Origin of the sequence: Micromonospora sp. D75 (assembly GCF_018070405.1) — a bacterium.
Classification (GTDB): Bacteria; Actinomycetota; Actinomycetes; order Mycobacteriales; family Micromonosporaceae; genus Micromonospora; species Micromonospora chalcea.
The window spans coordinates 1-21149 of record NZ_JAGPXV010000025.1 but is presented as its reverse complement, the minus strand read 5'-3'; the positions used below and the strand labels follow the sequence as shown (position 1 = coordinate 21149).

The following is a 21149-nucleotide window of genomic DNA, read 5'->3' as shown; positions in this document are numbered from 1 at the left end:
TGATGCGTACCTGGCTGGGCTCCGCGAGCTGGCCGAGCAGCGGCGCGTGCCCCGGCAACACACCGAGCTCACCCTCGGTCGTCCGCGCGACGACCATTTCGGCCTCGCCGGTCCAGACCTTCTCCTCGACGGCTACGAGCTCGACGTGAAGCTGCTGTGCCACGCTGTCTCCTTGCTGCGGCGGCGGATTGCCGAAAGTCTAGTCGCGCCCCCGCGGCCCACCCAACGCGGGTGGTGAGAGCCGGACCACCACGGCCCCGCACCCGCCCAGGCTACTTGGTTTTCTGAATGAAATCGGGGTGCTCCAGCAAGAAGGCATCGAGCTGTTCGGTGCGCAGGGCGGTGAAGAAGTCCTCCGCCGGTTCGAGCAGCCGCTCACCCCGGTACGCGCTGCCGGCGCCGATCGCCCCGCCGGGCAGCTTGATCGTCTCGATCGCGTTCGGACGGATGTCCTTCAGCGCCAGCCCGAAGTCCACCACGCTGTTGCCGCGCCCGTTGAAGACGAGCGACTTGCCGGCGGCCCGCAGCACCCGGTCGAGCTTGACCGGGTTGGTCACCACGTCGGCACTGACCGCCTGGCTCACCATGGCCTTGACGAACTGCTGCTGGTGCCGCTGCCGGCCGTAGTCGCCGTCCGGCACGCCGTTCTTCGGGTAGCGCTGCCGGACGTAGTCCAGCGCCTGCCAGCCTTCGAGGTGGGCGTTGCCCTTCTTGTACACCGCCTGCGGTCCGAGGTAGCCGCCGCCACCGGGCCGGAGCTGGCGGGGCGTACCGTCCGGCTGGAGGTGTTCGGACCGGACCTCCCGCTCGATGTACATGTCCACGCCGCCCATGGCGTCGACGATCTTCTTGAAGCCGCTGAAGTTGATGATCGCGCCGGCGTCGAAGCGCTTGATGCCGGTGACGTCCTGCACGGTCTTGGCGAGCAGTTCGAAGCCCTGCGCGGTGCTGGGATTCTGCCCCGGTACGTTGCTGCCGTGCGACATGGCGGCGTTGAGCCGGTCGTTGCCGCCGGAGTAGTCGGCCTTGGCGAAGGCCGGGATGTCCACCCGCAGGTCGCGCGGGAGCGAGAAGAGGTAACCCCGGTCCATGCTGGCGGGCACGTGCAGCACCATGATCGAGTCGGCGAGCGGCCGGGCGGTCGACGTACGCGGGTCGACGCCGACGAGCAGGATGTTGAGCGGACCCTTGATGTCGCTCTTCTTCTCGTTGGCGCCGGCGGCCTGGTCACCGAAGAGGTCGGCCTTGCCGACCGAGCCCTCGTAGCGGGCGACGAGGGCGCGGGAGCCGAGCAGCACGGAGCCGCTGAGCACCACCATGACGATGCCCAGGATCGTGCACACGCGGGCCCACCGGGGCACGCCTCGCCACATGGACCGCTTGCCGCGGTCCGTGCCGCCCTTACCGCCCACGAGCATCTCCAATCGTCACGCCCACGGGTAGGAAGACGGGCGCGGGGGTCCGTTTGGTTGCAGAGATCAACGGCCGGGATGTGAAAGTCGTGTCAGGAACGGTACCGCGCGATTCGGCGAACTGCTTGCCGGAGATCCGGGCATCTGGTAGTGCAATGGTCGAAAACGGCGAGGGCCGCCCCGGCTTTCGCCGGGACGGCCCTCCCCTGTGTGAGCGGGCTCTCAGCCCTCCTCACCCATCAGTTCCTTGGCCTTGGCCTTGAGGTCCTCCAGGCCGCCGCACATGAAGAACGCCTGCTCCGGGAAGTGGTCGAACTCCCCCTCGCTGATCCGGCGGAAGGCGTCGATGGTCTCGGCGATCGGGACCGTCGAGCCGGGGACGCCGGTGAACTGCTCCGCCGCGTACGTGTTCTGCGAGAGGAACCGCTCGATCCGGCGGGCACGGCCGACGGTGAGCTTGTCCTCCTCGGAGAGCTCCTCGATACCGAGGATGGCGATGATGTCCTGCAGGTCCTTGTAGCGCTGCAGGATCCGCTTCACCTCGGTGGCGACGGCGAAGTGCTCCTCGCCGACGAACTCCGGGGCGAGAATCCGGGACGAGGACGCCAGCGGGTCCACGGCCGGGTAGATGCCCTTGTCGGAGATCGACCGCTCCAGGTTGGTGGTCGCGTCGAGGTGGGCGAACGTGGTGGCCGGCGCCGGGTCGGTGTAGTCGTCGGCGGGCACGTAGATCGCCTGCATCGAGGTGATGGCCTGGCCCCGGACGGAGGTGATCCGCTCCTGGAGCTCGCCCATCTCGTCGGCCAGGGTCGGCTGGTAACCCACGGCGCTCGGCATACGGCCGAGCAGCGTGGACACCTCGGAACCGGCCTGGGTGAAGCGGAAGATGTTGTCGATGAAGAGCAGCACCTCCTGCTTCTTCACGTCGCGGAAGTACTCCGCCATGGTGAGCGCGGAGAGCGCGACCCGCAGACGGGTGCCCGGCGGCTCGTCCATCTGGCCGTACACGAGCGCGGTCTTGTCGATGACGCCCGACTCGGTCATCTCGGCGATGAGGTCGTTGCCCTCGCGGGTGCGCTCACCCACGCCGGCGAAGACCGAGGTACCACCGAAGTTCCGGGCCACCCGGGTGATCATCTCCTGGATGAGCACCGTCTTGCCCACGCCGGCGCCGCCGAACAGGCCGATCTTGCCGCCCTTGACGTACGGGGCGAGCAGGTCGATGACCTTGATGCCGGTCTCCAGCATCTCGGTCTTCGGCTCCAGGTCCGCGAAGGCCGGGGCCTTGCGGTGGATGCCCCACCGGTCGTCGGCCTCGATCGTCTCGCCCTCGGTGAGGTTGAGGCACTCGCCGATCGCGTTGAACACGTGGCCCTTGACCGCGTCGCCCACCGGCACGCTGATCGGCGCCCCGGTGTCACGCACGTCGGCGCCGCGGACCAGACCGTCGGTCGGCTGCATCGAGATGGCACGGACCAGGTTGTCACCCAGGTGCTGGGCGACCTCCAGGGTCAGCGTCTTCTCACCACCCGAGAGGGTCACGTCGACGTGCAGAGCGTTGAACAGCTCCGGCATGGCGTCGCGCGGGAACTCGGCGTCGACGACCGGGCCGATGACCCGGACCACGCGACCCGTGGCCGTCTTGGTCTCAACTGCGGATACAGTCATCACACTTCACTTCCCGACGCGGCCAGCGCGTTCGCGCCGCCGACGATCTCACTGATCTCCTGGGTGATCCCGGCCTGACGGGCCGAGTTCATCTCGCGCGTGTACTTCTCGATCATCTCTTCGGCGTTGTCGGTGGCGCTCTTCATCGCCCGCCGGCGGGCGGCCGACTCGCTCGCCGCCGACTCCAGCAACGCCGCGAAGATCCGCGTGTTGATGTACTTCGGCAGCAGGGCGTCGAGCAGCGACTCCGGCTCCGGCTCGAACTCGTACGCCGGCAGCGCGCCCTCGGTCCGAGGCCGGTCCTCGACCTGCATCGGGCCGATGATCCGGGTCACCGGGTTCTGCGTCATCAGGGACTTGAACTCGGTGTAGACGATGTGCAGCTCGTCCACGCCGAGGATCCCGTCGGCGCCGGCATCCCCGTCCACGTCGTCCGCGCCGGCGGTGAACGCCTTGATCAGCGTGTCACCGACCTCGCGGGCGTCGGCGAACGTCGGCTGCTCCGAGAAGCCGGTCCAGCTTCCGGCGATCTGCCGGCTGCGGAACCGGTAGTACGCCACGCCCTTGCGGCCGATGACGTAGAGCACCGGCTCCTTGCCGTCGGCGCGCAGCCGGGCGATCAGCGACTCGGCGGTCCGGATCGCGTTCGAGCTGTAGCCGCCGGCCAGACCTCGGTCGGCCGTCACCAGCAGGACGCCCGCCCGCCGCACCCGCTCGCGCGGGGTGAGCAGCGGGTGGTCGATCCGCGCGTTCGAGGCCAGCGCCGTCAGCACGCCGGTGATCGCCTCGGCGTACGGCAGCGAGGCCGCCACCTTGGCCTGGGCCTTGGCGATGCGGCTCGTCGCGACGAGCTCCATCGCCTTGGTGATCTTCTTCATCCCCTTGGCGGAACGGATCCGCTGCCGGAGAACGCGTACCTGGGCGGCCATCGGATCAGCTCTCGGCCGGGCGGTCGGCGCCGTCGCGCAGGCGGGTCACCGTCTCGCGGGACTGCTCACCCTCCAGCGGCTTGGCCGGCGCCTCGTTGATCCGGACCTCCTCCTCCTTGCCCAGGAAGAGCTGCTTGAACTCGGTGATCGCCGAGTCGAGCGAGGCGATGATGTCGTCGTCCCACTTGTGGTCCGCGATCGAGGCCAGGACGCCCTCGTGCTTGTGCCGCAGGTACTGCAGGAACTCCGACTCGAAGCGGCGGACCTCGCCGACCGGGACGTCGTCCAGCTTGCCCTCGGTGCCGGCCCAGACGGAGACGACCTGCTCCTGCACCGGGTACGGCGAGTAGTTCGGCTGCTTGAGCAGCTCGACCAGGCGGGAACCGCGGTCCAGCTGGGCGCGGGAGGCCCGGTCCAGGTCGGAGGCGAAGGCGGCGAACGCCTCCAGCTCGCGGTACTGGGCCAGGTTCAGCCGCAGCGAGCCGGCGACCTTCTTCATCGGCTTCACCTGCGCGGCGCCACCGACCCGGGAGACCGAGGTGCCGACGTTGATGGCCGGCCGGACGCCCTGGTTGAACAGGTCGGTCTCGAGGAAGATCTGGCCGTCGGTGATGGAGATGACGTTGGTCGGGATGAACGCCGAGATGTCGTTCGCCTTGGTCTCGATGATCGGCAGGCCGGTCATCGAGCCGCCGCCCAGCTCGTCGGAGAGCTTGGCGCAGCGCTCCAGCAGACGCGAGTGCAGGTAGAAGACGTCACCCGGGTAGGCCTCACGGCCCGGCGGGCGGCGCAGCAGCAGCGACACGGCCCGGTACGCCTCGGCCTGCTTGCTCAGGTCGTCGAAGACGATCAGGACGTGCTTGCCGCCGTACATCCAGTGCTGCCCGATGGACGAGCCGGTGTACGGGGCGAGGTACTTGAAGCCGGCCGGGTCGGAGGCCGGGGAGGCGACGATGGTGGTGTACTCCATCGCGCCCGCCTCCTCCAGCGTCCCCTTGATGGAGGCGATGGTGGAGGCCTTCTGGCCGATCGCGACGTAGATGCAGCGGACCTGCTTCTTCGGGTCGCCGGAGCGCCAGTTCTCGCGCTGGTTGAGGATGGTGTCCAGCGCGACGGTGGTCTTGCCGGTCTTCCGGTCACCGATGATCAGCTGACGCTGACCGCGGCCGATCGGGGTCATCGCGTCGATGGCCTTGATGCCGGTCTGCAGCGGCTCGTCGACCGACTTGCGGGACATCACGTTCGGGGCCTGGAGCTCCAGCTCGCGGTAGCCCTCGTTGGCGATGTCGCCGAGGCCGTCGATGGGCTCGCCGAGCGCGTTGACCACGCGGCCGAGGAACGCGTCACCGATCGGCACGGAGAGCACCCGGCCGGTGCGCTTGACGCGCTGGCCCTCTTCGATCCCGCCGAAGTCACCGAGGACGACGACACCGATCTCCCGGACGTCGAGGTTCAGCGCCACACCGAGCGTGCCGTCCTCGAACTCCAGGAGCTCGTTGGTCATGGTCGAGGGGAGGCCCTCGACGTGGGCGATGCCGTCGCCGGCGTCGGCGACGGTGCCGACCTCCTCGCGGGAGACGTCGGCCGTGTAGGAGGAGACGTAGCGCTCCAGGGCGCCGCGGATCTCCTCCGTCGAGATGGTCAGCTCGGCCATCCTCTGCTTCCTTAAGTATCTCAGGGCCCGGGATACCTGGTACCGACCGGTCCGGTGGCGACGAATCAGGGCTCAGCGCTTGGCGAGCGCGTTGCGGGTCTCGTTGAGGCGGCGCAGGACGGTGCCGTCGTACAGGTCGGAGCCGACCTGTACGCGCGCCCCGCCGAGCACGTCGGGGTCGACCGTCTGCTTGACGGAGACCTCCCGACCGTACATCTCCGAGAGGCGGGCACCGAGGCGTCGCTCCTCCTCCTCGGTCAGCGGAGCCGCCACGGTCACGTACGCGACCTGACGGTCCCGCCGGTCGGCGGCGAGCTCGACCAGCCGGGTGAGCGCACCGGTGAAGGAGCGTCCACCGAAACCAGCGAGCGCGGCCTCGACGAGGCTGACGGTGACCGGCTGGGCCTTGCCGGCGAGCAGCTGCCGGGCCAGTTCGGCCCGCCGCTCGACCGACGCCATCGGGTCGGAGAGCGTGTTGGACAGCTCGGCGGAACCGGAGACGACCTGCCCGAAGCGGAACAGCTCGTCCTCGACCTCGCCCAGGTCGCCGGACAGGTCGGCGCTGGCCAGCAGCGCCTCCACGCCGAGGCGCTCGACACCGTCGAGCAGCTCGGACGGGGCCGACCAGCGGCCGGACACCATCGACGCGAGCAGGTCGAGCGCTTCCGCGCCGACCCGGCCGCGCAGCATGTCGCCGAGCAGGCCGGAGCGGTCGGCGCCGGCCCGGGCCGGGTCGGAGAGCGCCCGGCGCAGCCGCGGCTCACGCCGCAGCAGGGCGGCGACGGAGAGGATGTCGTCGGCGGTGGCAGCCACCGCCGACGGCTCCGCGCCGCGGACGTACGCGTCGAGGCGCTCGGCCCCGGCCCGGTACGACTCCCGGCTGGCGGCCTGCATCAGCGGGCCCCCGTGCTCTCGAGACCGCTCAGGAACCGGTCGACGGTGCCCTTGCGACGCGCCTCGTCGGCGAGCGACTCACCGACGATCTTGCTGGCCAGGTCCACCGCGATGGTGCCCACCTCGGTACGCAGCTCGCGCACGATGGTGGCCCGCTCGGCGGCGAGCTGCTCCTTGCCGGCGGCGATGATCCGGTCGGACTCCTCACGCGCCTTGGCGAGGATGTCCTGGCGGATCCCGTCGGCGTCGGCCCGTGCGTCGTCGCGGATCTTGGCGGCGTCGGTACGCGCCTCCGCGAGCTGGGCCCGGTACTGCTCGAGCAGCTTGTTCGCCTCGGCCTGGGCCGCCTCGGCGCGCTTGATGCCACCCTCGATCGCGTCGACCCGCGCCTGGTACATCGCCTCCATGCGGGGCATGACGAACTTCAGCAGGACGAAGACGAGCAGGGCGAAGGAGATCGTTCCGACGACCATCTCCTGCCAGATCGGCAAGATCGGATTGTGCGCGCCTTCGGCGGCGAGATACATGTCAGACCTCCGGATCGGGAGAGCTCGCGTCAGCTAACGGCGAAGGCGAGCACCAGGCCGAACAGCGCCAGCGCCTCGACCAGGGCGAAGCCCAGCACCAGCCAGGTGCGGTTGTAGCCGGCCGACTCGGGCTGGCGGGCGCTCGACTGGATGTAGGCCGCGAAGACCAGGGCCACACCGATACCGGGGCCGATGGCGGCGAGGCCGTAGCCGATGGTGTTGACGTTGCCACCGATCTCGGCAAGAACGTTCATTGCGGGTATTCCTCCTAGTTCACACGTGAGGGCTCACGTGTACGCGGTCGGTACCAGATGCTTGGCCGGGCCGGGTGCCCGCCGAGCCGGATCTCAGTGCTCGTCGGCCAGCGACGTGCCGATGTAGTTGGCGCTCAGCGTGACGAAGACGTATGCCTGCAGCACCGCCACCAGCGCCTCGAAGAAGGCCATCACGATCGCCATCGCGAAGGAGAAGACCGAGGTCGCCTGCACGAAGACGCTGCTCGACCCGAGCATCACGAAGCCGCCGACGGTGAAGACCAGCAGGAGCAGGTGGCCGGCGAACATGTTGGCGAAGAGTCGCAGTGCCAGGGTGACCGGCCGGACGACGAAGTTCTGCAGGAACTCGATCGGAATCAGCAGGAAGTGCATCGGCCACGGCACGCCGGGCAGGATGAGGCTCTGCTTGAGGTACTTGCCGAGGCCGTGCTTGCGGACGCCGACGTAGTTGTACATGACGTACGAGATGGCGGCGAGCACGATCGGGAACGCGATGTGCGAGTTCGGCGAGATCTGCAGGCCGGGCACGATGCTGAAGATGTTTGTCAGCAGGATGAAGCTGAACAGCACGGTGAGGTAGGGCGCGAAGCGGATGCCCGCGTTGCCCATCTGCTCACGGGCGATGTTGTCCCGGACCAGCCCGTAGACGGCCTCGGCGGCCCACTGGCCCTTGCCCGGCACCAGCTTCGGCTTCCGGTACGCGGCCACGAAGAAGATGATCAGCAGCGCGACGGCGATCCAGATCATGATGCTGAACTTGGTGACCCAGGGGCCGGCCACGTCCGGCGGGTAGAAATCCCCGACGCTGGGGGGCCAGGGAAGGTCCTGGGCGACGACCAGCTGTCCGCTCACCGTGTCATCCTCCGCACTCAACAGACCCGCGTGTGCCGGAACTCAGGCACTGAGCCTCTTCATGATCAGGTAGATCGCCCCGGCCGCGCCGAGCATCATGCCGACGGCGACCCCGATGCCGGCTGGCAGACCGAGGAACCGTTCCGCCAACCAGCCGAGGCCACCCCACACCAGAATGCCGGCGAGCAGGTAACCCACGACGGCGCCTGCCACACCCTCCGACGAGTGCTCGTCGGACTTGTGGGAGTGGGGGTCATCGGCCATGACGTGGCGAACAATATCAGCAGGGGCGCGCGGGGATGTGCGGCACCCCCCACACTGCGGACAGCGTGCGGGCCGTACTGCGGGCGCGTCAACCTGGCGCCACGTTACTCCTGTCGCGCCCGTCAGGGCACCCGCCGTACCGGACACGATTCAGCAAAGTCACTCGCTGTCGTCGCGACGCTCGAATGTGGGCAGCGGGGACCTCATCGCCCAGGTCAGGTGGGCGCCGGTCCACACCACCACGGCCGCGATGATCGCCACGCCCATGTCCGGCAGGCCGGGCCAGCCGGTGGCCGCCACGGCGGCCATCACCACGCCCAGGATCACGATCTTGGTGGCGTAGGTGACCAACCCGACCGACATGATCATCCGAGGGTGGATGGCGTCCGCCCAGGCCACCGAGAGGCTGGAGATCAGGTAGCTGACGATCACCAGCGCCACCCCGGCCGCGAAGCCGGCCGCCCCGGTCGGGCCGCGCAGCAGCGCCGCCGCCGGCACCCCCACCACCGCGAGGGCCGCGCACGCCAGCAACGGTAGCCGCAGGTGGTTCAGCCGGGACCGGATCGCGCCGGGCTCACCCGCCCGTGGCGCCGTCATCGGGGGTACGCCGGGAAGGCGGCGACCAGCTCGGCGACCTCGCGGGCCACCCCGGCCAGCGCGTCGGCGCCACCGGGGGCGCCGGGATCGGTGCGTACCGCGCGCGCGATCAGCCCGGCGATCCGGCCCATCTCCCCCTCGCGCATGCCCTGGGTGGTGACGCTCGGCGTACCCACCCGGATGCCGGAGGCGACGAGCGGCGGCTGCGGGTCGTACGGGATCGCGTTCTTGTTCAGCGTGATGCCGGCGGCGTCGCAGCGGGCCTCGGCCTCGGCGCCGGTCACGCCCGTCTCACGCAGGTCGAGCAGCGCCAGGTGGGTGTCGGTGCCGCCGGAGACCGGCCGCAGGCCGTCGGCGGCCAGGCCGTCGGCGAGCGCCCGCGCGTTCGTCACCACCTGGGCGGCGTACGTGCGGAACTCCGGCTGCGCGGCCTCGCGCAGCGCGACCGCCTTGGCCGCCACCGCGTGCATCAGCGGGCCGCCCTGGGTGAACGGGAAGACCGCCTTGTCGATCCGCGCGGCCAGCGGCTCCCGGCAGAGGATCATGCCGCCGCGCGGACCGCGCAGCACCTTGTGCGTGGTCGCGGTGACCACGTCGGCGTGCGGCACCGGGGACGGGATCGCGCCGCCGGCCACCAGGCCGACGAAGTGGGCGGCGTCCACCATCAGGTACGCGCCGACCTCGTCGGCGATCTCGCGGAAGCGAGCGAAGTCGATGAGCCGGGGGTACGCGGTCGCGCCACAGATGATCAGCTTCGGCCGGTGCGCCCGGGCCAGGTCGCGTACCTCGTCGTAGTCGATCGTCTCGGTGTCCGGCCGGACGGTGTAGCCGACCGGGTGGAACCACTTGCCGGAGAAGTTCACCCGGCTGCCGTGGGTCAGGTGCCCGCCGTGCGGCAGGTCCATGGCCAGCACCGTGTCACCGGGCTGCACCAGGGCGGCGTACGCGGCCAGGTTGGCGCTCGCGCCGGAGTGCGGCTGGAGGTTGGCGTGCTCGGCGCCGAACAGGTCCTTCGCCCGGGCGACGCCCAGCTCCTCGGCCCGGTCCACCTCGGCGCAGCCGCCGTAGTAGCGCCGGCCCGGGTAGCCCTCGGCGTACTTGTTGGTGAGCGTGGAACCGAGCGCGGCCAGCACCGCGGGCGAGGTGAGGTTCTCGCTGGCGATCAGTTGCAGACCGCCGCGCAGCCGGTCCAGCTCCCCCAGCACCACCTCGGCGATCTCCGGGTCGACGGTACTGAGCTGCTGGAAGTCCGGCCCCCAGAAGGTGTCCCTCGCGTTCTCCACAGCGAAGGAGTCTACGGAGCCGCAGACTGGAGGCCGTGAGATGCCTCGTCACCGGCGCGACCGGCTACATCGGCGGGCGCCTGGCGCCCCGGCTGCTGGCCGAGGGGCACACCGTACGCTGCCTGGCCCGCACGGCCGGGCGGCTGCGGGACGTGCCCTGGGCGGCCGACGCGGAGATCGTCGAGGGCGACCTGCGCCGCCCGGAGACGCTGCCGTCCGCGTTCGAGGGCGTGGAGGTCGCGTACTACCTGGTCCACTCGCTCGGCCAGCGCGGCTTCGAGGCGGCCGACCGGGAGGCGGCGACCAACTTCGCCGAGGCGGCGCGCGCCGCCGGCGTACGCCGGATCGTGTACCTCGGCGGGCCGGAGCCGGCGGAGCGTGACGGCCTGCCCTCGGCGCACCTGCGCTCCCGGGCGGAGGTCGCGCGGATCCTGCTGGACAGCGGCGTGCCGACGGCGGTGCTGCGCGCCGCGGTGATCATCGGATCCGGCTCGGCCTCGTTCGAGATGCTGCGGTACCTGACCGAGCGGCTGCCGGCGATGGTCACTCCGCGCTGGGTGCGCAACCGGATCCAGCCGATCGCGGTCCGGGACGTGCTGCGCTACCTGGTCGGCTGCGCGCACCTGCCGGCCGAGGTGAACCGGGCCTTCGACATCGGCGGCCCGGACGTGCTGACCTTCAGCGAGATGATGCAGCGCTACGCCCGGGTGGCCGGGCTGCGCCCCCGGGTCATCCTGCCGGTGCGCCCGCTCACCCCGTCGCTGTCCTCGCACTGGGTCGGCCTGATCACGCCGGTGCCGAACGCGATCGCCCGGCCGCTGGTGGAGAGCCTGGTGCACGAGGCGGTGGCGCACGAGCACGACATCGCCGAGTACGTGCCGGACCCGCCCGAGGGGCTGACCGGCTTCGACCAGGCGGTGGCGCTGGCGCTGTCCAAGGTGCGCGACGCGCAGGTGGAGACGCGCTGGTCGAACGCGAGCGGGCCGGACGCGCCGGCCGAGCCGCTGCCGTCGGACCCGCGCTGGTCCGGCGGCACCGCGTACACCGACATGCGGGAGCGGGCGGTGGACGCGCCACCGGAGGCGCTGTGGCGGGTCATCGAGGGCGTCGGCGGCGAGCACGGCTGGTACTCGTTCCCGCTGGCCTGGTCGGTCCGCGGCTGGATGGACCGGCTGGTCGGCGGCGTCGGGCTGCGCCGGGGGCGGCGCGACCCGCATCGCCTCCAGGTCGGTGAGGCGCTGGACTTCTGGCGGGTCGAGGAGATCGTCCCGGGCGAGCTGCTGCGGCTGCGCGCCGAGATGCGGCTGCCCGGCCGGGCGTGGCTGGAGATGCGCGCCGAACCGGACGGTAACGGCGGCAGCAGGTACGTGCAGCGTGCCGTGTTCCTCCCGCGCGGGCTGCCCGGCCATCTCTACTGGGCCTCGGTGGCGCCGTTCCACGCCGTCGTGTTCGGCGGCATGGCCCGCAACATCGCCAAGGGCGCCGAACACCCGGCCGGTTAGGCGGGAGAGTCGCCCCGCAGTGCGGGGCCGAGGAGCAGTCCCCCGTCGATGACGTACTCGGCGCCGGTGATGAAGGCCGCGTCCGGCGACGTGAGGAACAACAGCAGCGCGGTGATGTCGGCGGGCTGCCCGAGTCGCGGGACGGCGAACGGCTCCGGCGAGTAGAAGTCGGCGATCGGGGCGTCGCTGCCGGCCGCCGGCTCGGTGATGAACGGAGTCTCGATCACGCCGGGGTGGATCGCGTTGACGCGGATGTTGTCGCGGCCCAGCTCCAGGGCGGCGGTCCGGGTGAGCCCACGCACCGCCCACTTACCGGCGACGTAGGGCGCGTAGAGGGCGGTACCACCCATCCCCATGGTGGAGCCGATGTTGACGATCGCTCCTCCCCCCGCGCGACGCAGCGCCGGGGCGGCCGCCTTGATGCCGAGGAAAGTGCCGGTGAGGTTGACGTCGAGGATACGAGCCCAGGTGGCCCGGTCGGTGGACTCGATGAGGGCCGGCGGGTTCTGCACCCCGGCGTTGTTGACCAGGATCGTGAGCGCGCCGAATGCCTTCTCGGTCTCCGCGACGGCGGCGACCCACGACTCCTCCCGGGAGACGTCCAGGCGGACGAACCGCGCCCGGTGTCCCAGCTCGGCGGCGAGGCCGGCGCCCCGCTGGGCGTCGATGGCGCCGATGACGACGTTGGCGCCCTCGGCGTGCAGGGCGCGAACGTGGCTGGCCCCCTGCCCACCGGTGCCGCCGGTGACGAGAACTGTCTGATTGGCGAAGCGGGACATCGGATCCTCCGGTGACGCGAGACGGATGGCGAGTCGGGCGACTCACCATGCCGACGCTACGCCCTGGGCGAATGGTGAGTCAACCCACTCGCCTCGCTATGATGGCCGCATGACCCCAGCGCCGTCGGCCTATCACCAGCGTGTGGCGGAGGAGAAGCGCGCGCTGATCGTGCAGGCCGCCACCGAGCTCTTCCTGGAGTTGGGCTACGACCGGGCCTCACTGGCGCGTGTGGCCGCCAGTGCCGGCGTGTCGAAGGCGACGCTGTTCAAGCAGTTTCCGACGAAGGCGGCTCTGTTCGACGCCATCGTCATCGACTCCTGGGCCCGCAACGAGGTCGCCGACGTGCCACCTGCCGGTGACCTGACGGCCGGATTGACGGTCCTCGGACGGCACTACGCGACGCTGTTGAGCCGGCCGGAGATGACCGACCTGTTCCGCATCGTGATCGCCGAGCTGCCACGCTTTCCCGAGCTGGCCAGAGCACATTTCGCGCAGGGCAAACTGCCGTACTTCGAGTCCGTCCGGATCTACCTCTCGGCCGAGCACGACGCGGGAGCCGCGGACGTCGCCGACCCGGAGATGGCCGCCACGCACTTCCTCGGGATGATCTCCAATTACCTGCTCTGGCCGCGCCTGGTCCTCCCGGACTGGACGGTCACCCCGGACCGCACGACAGCGGTCGTCGACGAAGCCGTCCGAACCATGGTCGCGCGATACGGCAGGCCGGCGAGCTGACCCTCAGTTGCCGGTGCGCGGGCTGGTGTGCTGGAAGGCGACCGCCTGGCCCGGCGGGACGAAGTCGCGTACCGGCTCGTCGCGCAACGCCCACGCGAGGATGCGGCCCACCGCGGCGATCTGCCGCTTCTGCACGCCGCCGCCGACCGCGTCCCGGGGGTCGTCCGGGTTCGCCGCGATCGTCGCCACCGAGAGCTGCGGCGTGAACGCGACGACCGTCTCCGTGGCGTTCCGCTCCGAGCTGCCGGTCTTGCCGGCCACCGGACGGCGCAGGCCCGGAGCCAGCTCCTCGGCCGTGCCGCCGTCGCAACGCCGGTACATCGACTGGTCGCCGACCGGGCAGCGGCTGGCGTCGGCCGCCGCGCGGGCGACCTCGGTGTCGAGCACCTGCCGGCAGTCGGTGTTCCCGGCGGGGATCTTCCGGCCGGACGGGTCGGCGATCGAGGTGACCGGCGTGGGCCGGCACCAGGTGCCCTCGGCGGCCACCGCGGCGTACGCGCCGGCCAGGTCGAGCGGCGTGGTGGCGGAGACGCCGAGCGTGAACGGGCCCCAGCTCTTCGCGCCGTCGTGGGCCATCTTCGCGTCGGCCGGAGCGCGGAACACGATGCCCAGCCGCTGGGCCATCTCGACCACCCGGTCCGCGCCGACCCGCTCGGTGAGCCAGGCGAAGTACGTGTTCACCGACCGGCCGAACGCGTCCCACATGTCCCGGTCGCCGTCCATCCAGTAGGTGTTGGCGTTCGCCGGGCACCACCGGCCGCCGCAGCTCGCCGGGCCGGCGCCGACCGGGTACTGCGTGACGTAGACGCGCGGCGCATCGAACACCGTGTCCAGCGGCAGCCCGGACTCCAACGCGGCCAGCAGGGCGAACAGCTTGAACGTCGAGCCCGCCTGGTAGCCGGTGATGCCGCCACCGCCGGCCACCAGCTGGTTGACCGTGTTCGGGTAGTTCTGCTGACCGTCCGGGTTCGCGGCCACGCCGTACGTGCGGTTCACCGCCATCGCCAGCACCCGCCCGGTGCCCGGTTGCACCACGGCGGTCGGCGCGGCGCGCGCGATCGTCTCCGGGTAGATCTCCCGCACCTGCTCGCTCGCCTTGGCCTGCACGTCCGGGTCGAGCGAGGACACGATCGACCAGCCACCGCGGCGCAGCGTGCGCTGCCGCTCGTCCACCGTCTCGCCGAACGCCGGCTGGGCGTTCCACCACTGGGTGAACCAGTCGCAGAAGAAGCCCCAGTCGTTGTGGTCGGCGGGCACCGCGGCGCAGTCGTTCGGGGTGGTGTTGGGCGCCAGCGCCAGCTCCGCCGCCTTCGCCGCCTCGGCGTCGGCCGCGCTCGCCCGGCCGGTCTCCACCATCCGGTCCAGCACGTACGCCCGCCGTTGCCGCGCCGAGTCGGCGTCGCCGTTGATCGGGTCGTCCGCCGGGGACCGGACCAGCCCGGCGAGCAGCGCGGCCTGGGCCAGCGTGAGCCGGTCCGGTGTGGTGGAGAAGTAGCGCTTGCTGGCGGCGGCGATGCCGTACGCCCCGGCGCCGAAGTACGCGATGTTCAGGTAGCGCCCGAGGATCTCGTCCTTGCCGATCTGCCGTTCCAGCGTCAGCGCGTACCGCATCTCGCGGATCTTGCGCCCGACGGTGATCTCGGTGGCGGCGGCGCGCTGCTCCTCGGTCAGCCGGGGGTCCCCGGCCAGCGCGTTGCGCACGTACTGCATGGTCAGCGTGGAGGCGCCCTGGCGGGTGCCCTCGCGGCGGTTGGCGGTGAACGCCCGCGCGACGCCGCGCACGTCGACGCCGTGGTGCTCGTAGAAGCGCACGTCCTCGGCGGCCACGATGGCGTCGCGCATCACCGGCGCCACCTCGGCGACCGGCACGTCCACCCGGTCCTCGACGTAGAACGAGGTGATGAGCGTCCGCCCGTCGTTGGCGTACAGGTTGGACCGCTGTGCCGGCTGCGGCGTCTTGAGCGCTTCCGGCAGCGCGGTGTACGGCATCAGGTTCTTCAGGCCCAGCCCGAAGACCAGCGCGGCCGGCAGCGCCGCGACGGCCAGGACCAGCCCGGCGAGCACGCCGGCGAGCACAACGGTGAACAGTTTGTCGAGATAGGCCCGGTTCATCAGCTCTCCCCGCAGGAGCCGGCCGTACGGACCAGTTCAGAATGACCCGAATGTTCGCTTTAGCCGACACCTTCCGAGAAAGGCGCAGAAAGTTCGCGAGGAAGGATGAATCTCAGGGCAACAGCGCGGCAGCCAGCGGCTGCACCGTCTCCTCGATCTCGTCCGCGACCCGGCTGAAGCACTGGTCGCCCCGGCCCCACGGATCGTCCAGATCGTCGGTGGGCAGCGCGGAGGCGTTCTGCCGGGCCGCGTCGACAGCCGCCACGAGCGCGACGCCGCGCGCGTACACGGCGTCCGGCGTGGGCTCGGCCGGCGGCAGCGCGGCGCGGTCCAGCCCGCCGAGCAGACGGCCGAACTCACCCAGCACGAACGTGCGCGCGGCGGCGTCCGGCCGCAGCGCCACCACGTACTCCTGCTGGTCGGCGGTGGCGGTGAGCACCAGGTCGGCGGCGTCGATCAGGTCCGAGCGCAGCCGCCGGGCGGCGAACCCCTCGGTGTCGCCACCGCGCGAGAGCACCTGGCGGGCCGCGGGCGGGTTCATCTCCTCGCCCGCGTGCCAGCCGCCGGTGCCGGCGCTGTGGCTGTGCACGAGCGCGTCCGAACCGGCCGGGTCGACGCCGAGACGGGCCAGCCGCTCCCGGACCGCGAGCAGCAGCAGCCGCTCGGCCATCGGCGACCGGCAGATGTTGCCCATGCAGACGTGCAGGACGGTGAAGGGCGGCACTCAGATCCCCCGCTCGTCGAGGATGCCCGGCACGACCTCCCGCAGCTTCGCCAGCGTCACCGCGCCCTCACGCAGCACCCGCGGCACCTCGCCGGTCAGGTCGACGATCGTGCTCGGCACCGGGTCCACCGCCGGCCCGGCCTCCAGGTAGGCCCGCACGCCGTAGCCGAGCTGGTCGCGCGCCTCCTCGGCGGTGAGCGCGGCCGGCTGGCCGACCTTGTTGGCCGACGCGACGGCCATCGGCCCGGTCTCCCGCAGCACCTCCAGCGCCACCGGGTGCAGCGGCATCCGCACCGCCACCGTCCCGCTGGTGTCGCCCAGGTCCCAGGCCAGGCTCGGCGAGTGCTCCACGACGATGGTCAGCGCGCCCGGCCAGAACGCCTCGACCAGGTCGCGGGCCGCGCCGGGCAGCGAGAACACCAGGCCGTCGAGCGTGTGCCGGGAGCCGATGAGCACCGGGGGCGCCTGCCGGGCGCCGCCCTTGGTGTCCGCCAGGGCCTTCACCGCGTACGGCGTGAACGCGTCCGCCCCGATGCCGTAGACCGTGTCGGTCGGCAGGACGACGAGTTCCCCGTTCTTGACCGCCTCGATGGCAGCGGCGATGCCGCGGTCCCGGTCGGCGGGCGACCGACAGTCGTAGAGCATCACGAGGAGTCAGTCTGCCACGCCCGGGCGGTCTCGGCGTGGGTGCCGTCCGCCCGCCGGGACGCGCTCGCCCAACGGGGCCGCCCGGCCAGGTCCCGGTGCTCCTCGACGCGGTCGTAGCGGCCGTCGCCGCGCAGCAGCGCGGGCACCGCCGCCGCGTGCGTGTCGTCGTGCTCGATCCCGATCGCGCCGCCCGGGCGCAGCAGCTCGGCGGCCCGGCGCACCACCGGGCGGATCACGTCCAGCCCGTCCGCCCCGCCGAACACCGCCTCGTCCGGGTCGTGCCCGGCCACCTCCGGCGGCACCGCCACCGACCTCGGCACGTACGGGGGGTTGCACAGCAGCACGTCGACCCGCCCGGCCAGGCCGGCCAGCAGCTCCGGACCGGTCACGTCGGCGGCCACCACCTCGACCGGCCGGTCCCCGGCGGCAGCCCGGTCGGCCGCGTTGCGCCGCAGCCAGGCCAGGGCGGCCGGGGACCGTTCCACAGCCACCACCCGGGCCGCGGGCACCTCCTGCGCCACCGCCAGGGCGATCGCGCCGGAGCCGCTGCACAGGTCGACCACGAGCGGCGCGGCGTGCTCCCGGGCCCGCTCGATCCCCCACCCGGCCAGCAGCTCGGTCTCCGGCCGGGGCACGAACACGCCCGGCCCGACCGCCAGCTCCAGGTGCCGGAAACCGGCCGAGCCGAGCAGGTGCTGCAACGGCTCCCGGGTCACCCGCCGCCCGACGAGGGCGTCCAGGCGGTCACGCTGCGCCGGGGTGAAGCCGTCGGCCAGCGCCAGCCGGCCGCGTGGCACGTCCAGGACGTACGCGGCCAGCTGCTCGGCCTCGGCGCGGGGCGCCTCGACGCCCGCCGCGGCGAGCGCGCGCGCCACCCGGTTGATCACCAGCGAGGCGCGTTCGCGTTCTGTCCCTTCGGACGGGTGTTGCGGGAGTGCGGTCACGCAATAATCATGAGGCGTCGCGGCTCACCTCACGAGCGGGTGCGTCCGGGCGCACACCGCAGGGAGGTCGCGAGTGGGCTGGCTCGACCAGGTCGAGGACCAGGTTGACGCTCTCCGACGCGCACGGTCACTGCAGGAGGCCAGCCGGTCCGCGGAGGCGTGCGTCCTGCTCGACCGCGTCATCCGCACCACCGGCGACCCGTACGCCCGCGCCGACGCGCTCGTGCAGCGCCTGTCCGCGCTGATCAACCTCGGCCGGACCGCCGAGTTCACCCGGGCCGTCGAGGACGCCTCCGCCGCGGTACGCGACCTCGCCGAGCCCTACCTGCACGGGCACCTCAACGCGCTCGCCGCGCTCGCCGCCCACCACCAGGGCGCGCTGGACCGGTGCGTGATGCACCTGGTCCGGGCCGCCCGCGCGCTGGGCGCGGACGACACGCCGGACCGGGACACCGCGTGGGGCTGGCACGACCTCGCGATGGCGTACTCGTACCTGAGCTTCCACGGCCACGCGCTGGGCGCGATCGAGCGGGCCCGCGAGGTGGGGCTCAGCGCCGGCATCCCGGAGGAGACGTTCGCCGCGCCGGGGATCCGGCTGCGCAACGCGGTGGCGCTGGACCACAACGGCGACAGCGACGGCTGCCTGCGGGTGCTGCGCGACGTCGCCGGTGACCTGGCCCGCTTCCTGCGCGGCGGGCGGGCCGGCAACCTGCGCCCCAGCAGCCTCGCCGCGTACGGCTACGCGGCCGCCCGGCGGGCCGCGCTCGGCGACCGGGTGGAGTCCGCCGGGGACGCCGACCCGAAACGGCTGCTCGGCCACGGCGGCGACAGCGCCCGCGCCCGCGACCTGCGCCAGCTCGGTCAGGTCTGCCTGGCCGTCGCCGCCAACCGCCCGATCGAGGCGGTCACCCGGCTGGACGCGCTCCAGGTCTCCGACGAGACGCTCGGCGCGGCCGAGGCACCCCGGCTGCGCAGCGTCGCGCTGGCCCGGGCCGGCGACCACGCGGGCGCGCACCGGGCCGACCGGCACGCGTTCCGGCTGGCCGCGCGGCGCAGCGACCGGCTGCGGGACGTCTACATCGACGGCATCGCCGCCCGGATCGACCACGAGGAGATGCGCCGCGAGGCGGCCCGGTACGAGGGCGAGGCGCTCACCGACCCGCTCACCGGCCTGCCCAACCGGCGCCGGCTGGAGCGCTACCTGGGCGCCGTGGTGTCCCGGGGCGAGCGCGTGGTGATCGGCGTCTGCGACCTCGACGGGTTCAAGGCGGTGAACACCCGCCACGGCCACCACTCCGGCGACCTGGTGCTGCAACGGGTCGCCGGGGTGATCAACCGGGTGATGCGGCGCGGCGACTTCGTGGCCCGCTACGGCGGCGACGAGTTCGTCGTGGTGCTGCCCGACACCGTCATGCCCGAGGCGGTCGAGGTGGCCCGGCGGATCGAGGCCGCCGTCCGCACCGAGGACTGGGAGTCCCTGGTCCCGGGCACGCCGGTCGGGGTGACGATCGGTTTCGCCGAGGTCGACGGCAGCACCACTGTCAGCGTCCGGGAGGCGCTCGGCACCGCGTTCGAGCTGGCCGACCGGGAGATGCTGCGCGCCAAGGCGCGACCACGCGCGAGCTGAGCGGTAAGGAAGGGCCCCCTGTTAACGCCTCCGGTAGAGGAAGGGCCCCCTGTTAACACCCAGCGGTCAGCGGCGGGACAGCTCCGTCTCGCCGGCCAGGCGGGCCGCGCGGTCCGCCTCGGCCAGCGCGTCGAGCACCCCGTCCAGCTCGCCGGCCAGCGCCAGGTCCAGGTTGTACGCGGTGTAGCCGATGCGGTGGTCGGTGATCCGGTTCTGCGGGAAGTTGTAGGTGCGGATCCGCTCGGACCGGTCCACGGTGCGGACCTGCGCCTTGCGGGCGTCCGACGCCGCCGCGTCGGCCTGCTCCTGGGCCGCGGCGAGCAGGCGGGCCCGCAGGATGCGCATGGCCTGCTCGCGGTTCTGCAGCTGCGACTTCTCGTTCTGGCAGGACACCACGATGCCGGTCGGCACGTGGGTGATCCGTACCGCCGAGTCGGTGGTGTTCACCGACTGCCCGCCGGGGCCGGACGAGCGGAACACGTCGATGCGCAGCTCGTTCGGGTCGATGGTGACGTCGACGTCCTCCGCCTCGGGCAGCACCAGCACGCCGGCGGCGCTGGTGTGGATCCGGCCCTGCGACTCGGTCACCGGGACGCGCTGCACCCGGTGCACGCCGCCCTCCCACTTGAGCCGGGACCAGACCCCGTTGCCGCCCTCCGGCACGCCCTTGCTCTTGATCGCCAGCGACACGTCCTTGACGCCGCCGAGGTCGGAGTCCTGGGCGTCGATCACCTCGGTGACCCAGCCGTGCCGCTCGGCGTACCTGGTGTACATCCGCAGCAGGTCCCCGGCGAACAGCGCCGACTCCTCGCCGCCCTCGCCGGCCTTGATCTCGACGATCACGTCCTTGGCGTCGTGCGGGTCGCGCGGGATGAGCAGTTCCGCGAGCCGTTCCTCGAGCGCCGGCAGGGAGCTGGCGATGGCCTCCGCCTCGGTGGCGAACGTCGGGTCCTCGGCGGCCAGCTCGCGCGCGGCGGCCAGGTCGGCGCGGGCCTGCTCCAGTTCGCCGGCCGCCTTGTGCAGCGGGACCAGTTCGGCGTACCGGCGGCCGACCCGCCGGGCGGTGCCCTGGTCGGCGTGGATGGCCGGGTCGGCCAGCCGCCGCTCCAGCTCGGCGTACTCGTCGAGGAGGGCGGCCAGGCGCTCACTGCTCATGCTGCGGATGCTCCTTGGGTGTGAAAACCGGCGCAAACGGACGAACGCCCGTGCCCGGCAGGAGCCGGACACGGGCGTCGTCGACGGAGCTACTTGGCCTTCTTGCCCTGAACCTTGGCGTACTTCTGCTGGAACTTCGCGACCCGACCGGCGGTGTCCAGCACGCGCTGCTTACCGGTGTAGAACGGGTGGCAGGCGCTGCAGGTCTCGACGCTGATGGCGCCGCCCTTGGCGGTGCTGCGGGTCGTGAAGGTGTTGCCGCAGGAGCAGCGGACCTCGGTGGTCACGTACTCCGGGTGGATGTTGGGCTTCATGTCGCCTCGGTCCTTTCGTCGGTGGTCGCCGGGTCGCCGTCGATGCTCCCCGTCGTCCGCGACGGGCTCGGGCGTGAACCGGAACCGGTGGCCGATTGACCAGTCTGCCACGGGCGTCTTCCACCCGGCACAGGAGGTCCGCCACCCGCAACGCCCGCCCACACTCCCGCATTCCCACCCCCACGCCCCCCACCCTGCTGATCATGAACTTGGCGGCAATTCCTGTCGCTTTTGTCCAGGTCAACTTCATGAT

General features: G+C 71.8%; 20 protein-coding genes and 2 pseudogenes. 3 read left to right on the top strand and 19 right to left on the bottom strand.

What is annotated here, in order from left to right; genetic code table 11:
- From KBX39_RS03135 to glyA, 12 genes and pseudogenes are all read right to left on the bottom strand, one after another.
- Nucleotides 1-163, bottom strand: a pseudogene (locus KBX39_RS03135) (F0F1 ATP synthase subunit epsilon); the annotation flags it as partial.
- Between the two features lie 109 nt (nucleotides 164-272).
- A complete protein-coding gene (locus KBX39_RS03130) occupies nucleotides 273-1418 on the bottom strand; it encodes an LCP family protein (RefSeq protein WP_210869098.1) in 1146 nt (381 codons plus the stop codon).
- Nucleotides 1419-1634: 216 nt separating this feature from the next.
- Nucleotides 1635-3080, bottom strand: coding sequence for a F0F1 ATP synthase subunit beta (gene atpD / locus KBX39_RS03125; RefSeq protein ID WP_043328657.1), 1446 nt, complete (start codon nucleotides 3078-3080; stop codon nucleotides 1635-1637).
- Nucleotides 3080-4009: a F0F1 ATP synthase subunit gamma gene (locus KBX39_RS03120; protein ID WP_030504728.1), complete on the bottom strand. Its 930-nt coding sequence runs from the start codon at nucleotides 4007-4009 to the stop codon at nucleotides 3080-3082. Before KBX39_RS03120 ends, atpD begins: the two co-directional genes overlap by 1 nt.
- 4 nt (nucleotides 4010-4013) lie before the next feature.
- The gene (atpA, locus tag KBX39_RS03115; RefSeq protein WP_064447833.1) at nucleotides 4014-5663 is read right to left on the bottom strand and encodes a F0F1 ATP synthase subunit alpha; all 1650 of its coding nucleotides are present in this window, start codon (nucleotides 5661-5663) and stop codon (nucleotides 4014-4016) included.
- A 72-nt stretch (nucleotides 5664-5735) separates the two neighbouring features.
- A complete protein-coding gene (locus KBX39_RS03110) occupies nucleotides 5736-6557 on the bottom strand; it encodes a F0F1 ATP synthase subunit delta (RefSeq protein WP_030504730.1) in 822 nt (273 codons plus the stop codon).
- On the bottom strand, nucleotides 6557-7084 hold the full coding sequence (locus KBX39_RS03105; protein WP_030504731.1) for a F0F1 ATP synthase subunit B: 528 nt from the start codon (nucleotides 7082-7084) through the stop codon (nucleotides 6557-6559). Before KBX39_RS03105 ends, KBX39_RS03110 begins: the two co-directional genes overlap by 1 nt.
- A gap of 29 nt (nucleotides 7085-7113) precedes the next feature.
- The gene (gene atpE, locus KBX39_RS03100) at nucleotides 7114-7338 is read right to left on the bottom strand and encodes an ATP synthase F0 subunit C (protein WP_018789141.1); all 225 of its coding nucleotides are present in this window, start codon (nucleotides 7336-7338) and stop codon (nucleotides 7114-7116) included.
- 93 nt (nucleotides 7339-7431) lie between these two features.
- Nucleotides 7432-8211 (bottom strand): F0F1 ATP synthase subunit A, encoded by a 780-nt coding sequence (gene atpB / locus KBX39_RS03095; protein ID WP_043328655.1) that lies wholly within the window; start codon nucleotides 8209-8211, stop codon nucleotides 7432-7434.
- 42 nt (nucleotides 8212-8253) lie between these two features.
- Nucleotides 8254-8475, bottom strand: coding sequence for a hypothetical protein (locus tag KBX39_RS03090; RefSeq protein ID WP_030504733.1), 222 nt, complete (start codon nucleotides 8473-8475; stop codon nucleotides 8254-8256).
- Between the two features lie 159 nt (nucleotides 8476-8634).
- Nucleotides 8635-9072 (bottom strand): hypothetical protein, encoded by a 438-nt coding sequence (locus KBX39_RS03085; protein ID WP_030504734.1) that lies wholly within the window; start codon nucleotides 9070-9072, stop codon nucleotides 8635-8637.
- The gene (glyA, locus tag KBX39_RS03080) at nucleotides 9069-10355 is read right to left on the bottom strand and encodes a serine hydroxymethyltransferase (protein WP_104115785.1); all 1287 of its coding nucleotides are present in this window, start codon (nucleotides 10353-10355) and stop codon (nucleotides 9069-9071) included. Before glyA ends, KBX39_RS03085 begins: the two co-directional genes overlap by 4 nt.
- 35 nt (nucleotides 10356-10390) lie before the next feature.
- Between glyA and KBX39_RS03075 the strand changes: the two genes are divergently transcribed.
- A complete protein-coding gene (locus KBX39_RS03075; RefSeq protein ID WP_166457170.1) occupies nucleotides 10391-11857 on the top strand; it encodes an SDR family oxidoreductase in 1467 nt (488 codons plus the stop codon).
- Here KBX39_RS03075 and KBX39_RS03070 read toward each other — a convergent pair.
- A complete protein-coding gene (locus KBX39_RS03070) occupies nucleotides 11854-12636 on the bottom strand; it encodes an SDR family NAD(P)-dependent oxidoreductase (protein ID WP_210869096.1) in 783 nt (260 codons plus the stop codon). The genes KBX39_RS03075 and KBX39_RS03070 overlap by 4 nt on opposite strands.
- 109 nt (nucleotides 12637-12745) lie before the next feature.
- Here KBX39_RS03070 and KBX39_RS03065 point away from each other — a divergent pair, with 109 nt between their 5' ends.
- Complete coding sequence (locus KBX39_RS03065) at nucleotides 12746-13372, top strand: TetR/AcrR family transcriptional regulator (RefSeq protein ID WP_043328643.1); 627 nt, start codon at nucleotides 12746-12748, stop codon at nucleotides 13370-13372.
- 3 nt (nucleotides 13373-13375) lie between these two features.
- Here KBX39_RS03065 and KBX39_RS03060 read toward each other — a convergent pair whose 3' ends face one another.
- The 4 genes and pseudogenes from KBX39_RS03060 to prmC all read right to left on the bottom strand — a co-directional run bounded on the left by KBX39_RS03060 (nucleotide 13376) and on the right by prmC (nucleotide 17800).
- Nucleotides 13376-15484 (bottom strand): transglycosylase domain-containing protein, encoded by a 2109-nt coding sequence (locus KBX39_RS03060; RefSeq protein WP_113974610.1) that lies wholly within the window; start codon nucleotides 15482-15484, stop codon nucleotides 13376-13378.
- A 112-nt stretch (nucleotides 15485-15596) separates the two neighbouring features.
- Complete coding sequence (locus KBX39_RS03055) at nucleotides 15597-16208, bottom strand: phosphotyrosine protein phosphatase (protein ID WP_043328639.1); 612 nt, start codon at nucleotides 16206-16208, stop codon at nucleotides 15597-15599.
- Nucleotides 16209-16862: pseudogene (locus tag KBX39_RS03050) on the bottom strand (L-threonylcarbamoyladenylate synthase); the annotation flags it as partial.
- The gene (gene prmC, locus KBX39_RS03045) at nucleotides 16853-17800 is read right to left on the bottom strand and encodes a peptide chain release factor N(5)-glutamine methyltransferase (protein ID WP_223201324.1); all 948 of its coding nucleotides are present in this window, start codon (nucleotides 17798-17800) and stop codon (nucleotides 16853-16855) included. The gene prmC and the pseudogene KBX39_RS03050, both read right to left, overlap by 10 nt.
- Nucleotides 17801-17873: 73 nt before the next feature.
- On the opposite strand from prmC, the gene KBX39_RS03040 reads away from it, so the two are divergent.
- A complete protein-coding gene (locus KBX39_RS03040; protein ID WP_064447839.1) occupies nucleotides 17874-19427 on the top strand; it encodes a diguanylate cyclase in 1554 nt (517 codons plus the stop codon).
- A gap of 66 nt (nucleotides 19428-19493) precedes the next feature.
- Here the strand turns inward: KBX39_RS03040 and prfA are convergent, their stop codons facing one another.
- Both prfA and rpmE read right to left on the bottom strand, forming a co-directional pair.
- Nucleotides 19494-20582 carry a peptide chain release factor 1 gene (gene prfA, locus KBX39_RS03035; protein WP_043328634.1) on the bottom strand — a complete coding sequence of 363 codons (1089 nt, stop codon included), beginning with the start codon at nucleotides 20580-20582 and terminating at the stop codon, nucleotides 19494-19496.
- Between the two features lie 89 nt (nucleotides 20583-20671).
- Entirely contained in the window at nucleotides 20672-20896 is a 225-nt protein-coding gene (rpmE, locus tag KBX39_RS03030) for a 50S ribosomal protein L31 (protein ID WP_030504744.1), read from the bottom strand.
- Nucleotides 20897-21149: the final 253 nt, after the last annotated feature.

Excerpts from the sequence above, each read along its gene's own strand:
- KBX39_RS03130 (WP_210869098.1), bottom strand. The coding sequence starts at position 1,418 with ATGCTCGTGGGCGGTAAGGGCGGCACGGACCGCGGCAAGCGGTCCATG.
- atpD (WP_043328657.1), bottom strand. The coding sequence starts at position 3,080 with ATGACTGTATCCGCAGTTGAGACCAAGACGGCCACGGGTCGCGTGGTC.
- KBX39_RS03120 (WP_030504728.1), bottom strand. The coding sequence starts at position 4,009 with ATGGCCGCCCAGGTACGCGTTCTCCGGCAGCGGATCCGTTCCGCCAAG.
- atpA (WP_064447833.1), bottom strand. The coding sequence starts at position 5,663 with ATGGCCGAGCTGACCATCTCGACGGAGGAGATCCGCGGCGCCCTGGAG.
- KBX39_RS03110 (WP_030504730.1), bottom strand. The coding sequence starts at position 6,557 with ATGCAGGCCGCCAGCCGGGAGTCGTACCGGGCCGGGGCCGAGCGCCTC.
- KBX39_RS03105 (WP_030504731.1), bottom strand. The coding sequence starts at position 7,084 with ATGTATCTCGCCGCCGAAGGCGCGCACAATCCGATCTTGCCGATCTGG.
- atpE (WP_018789141.1), bottom strand. The coding sequence starts at position 7,338 with ATGAACGTTCTTGCCGAGATCGGTGGCAACGTCAACACCATCGGCTAC.
- KBX39_RS03090 (WP_030504733.1), bottom strand. The coding sequence starts at position 8,475 with ATGGCCGATGACCCCCACTCCCACAAGTCCGACGAGCACTCGTCGGAG.
- KBX39_RS03085 (WP_030504734.1), bottom strand. The coding sequence starts at position 9,072 with ATGACGGCGCCACGGGCGGGTGAGCCCGGCGCGATCCGGTCCCGGCTG.
- KBX39_RS03070 (WP_210869096.1), bottom strand. The coding sequence starts at position 12,636 with ATGTCCCGCTTCGCCAATCAGACAGTTCTCGTCACCGGCGGCACCGGT.
- KBX39_RS03065 (WP_043328643.1), top strand. The coding sequence starts at position 12,746 with ATGACCCCAGCGCCGTCGGCCTATCACCAGCGTGTGGCGGAGGAGAAG.
- KBX39_RS03060 (WP_113974610.1), bottom strand. The coding sequence starts at position 15,484 with ATGAACCGGGCCTATCTCGACAAACTGTTCACCGTTGTGCTCGCCGGC.
- prfA (WP_043328634.1), bottom strand. The coding sequence starts at position 20,582 with ATGAGCAGTGAGCGCCTGGCCGCCCTCCTCGACGAGTACGCCGAGCTG.
- rpmE (WP_030504744.1), bottom strand. The coding sequence starts at position 20,896 with ATGAAGCCCAACATCCACCCGGAGTACGTGACCACCGAGGTCCGCTGC.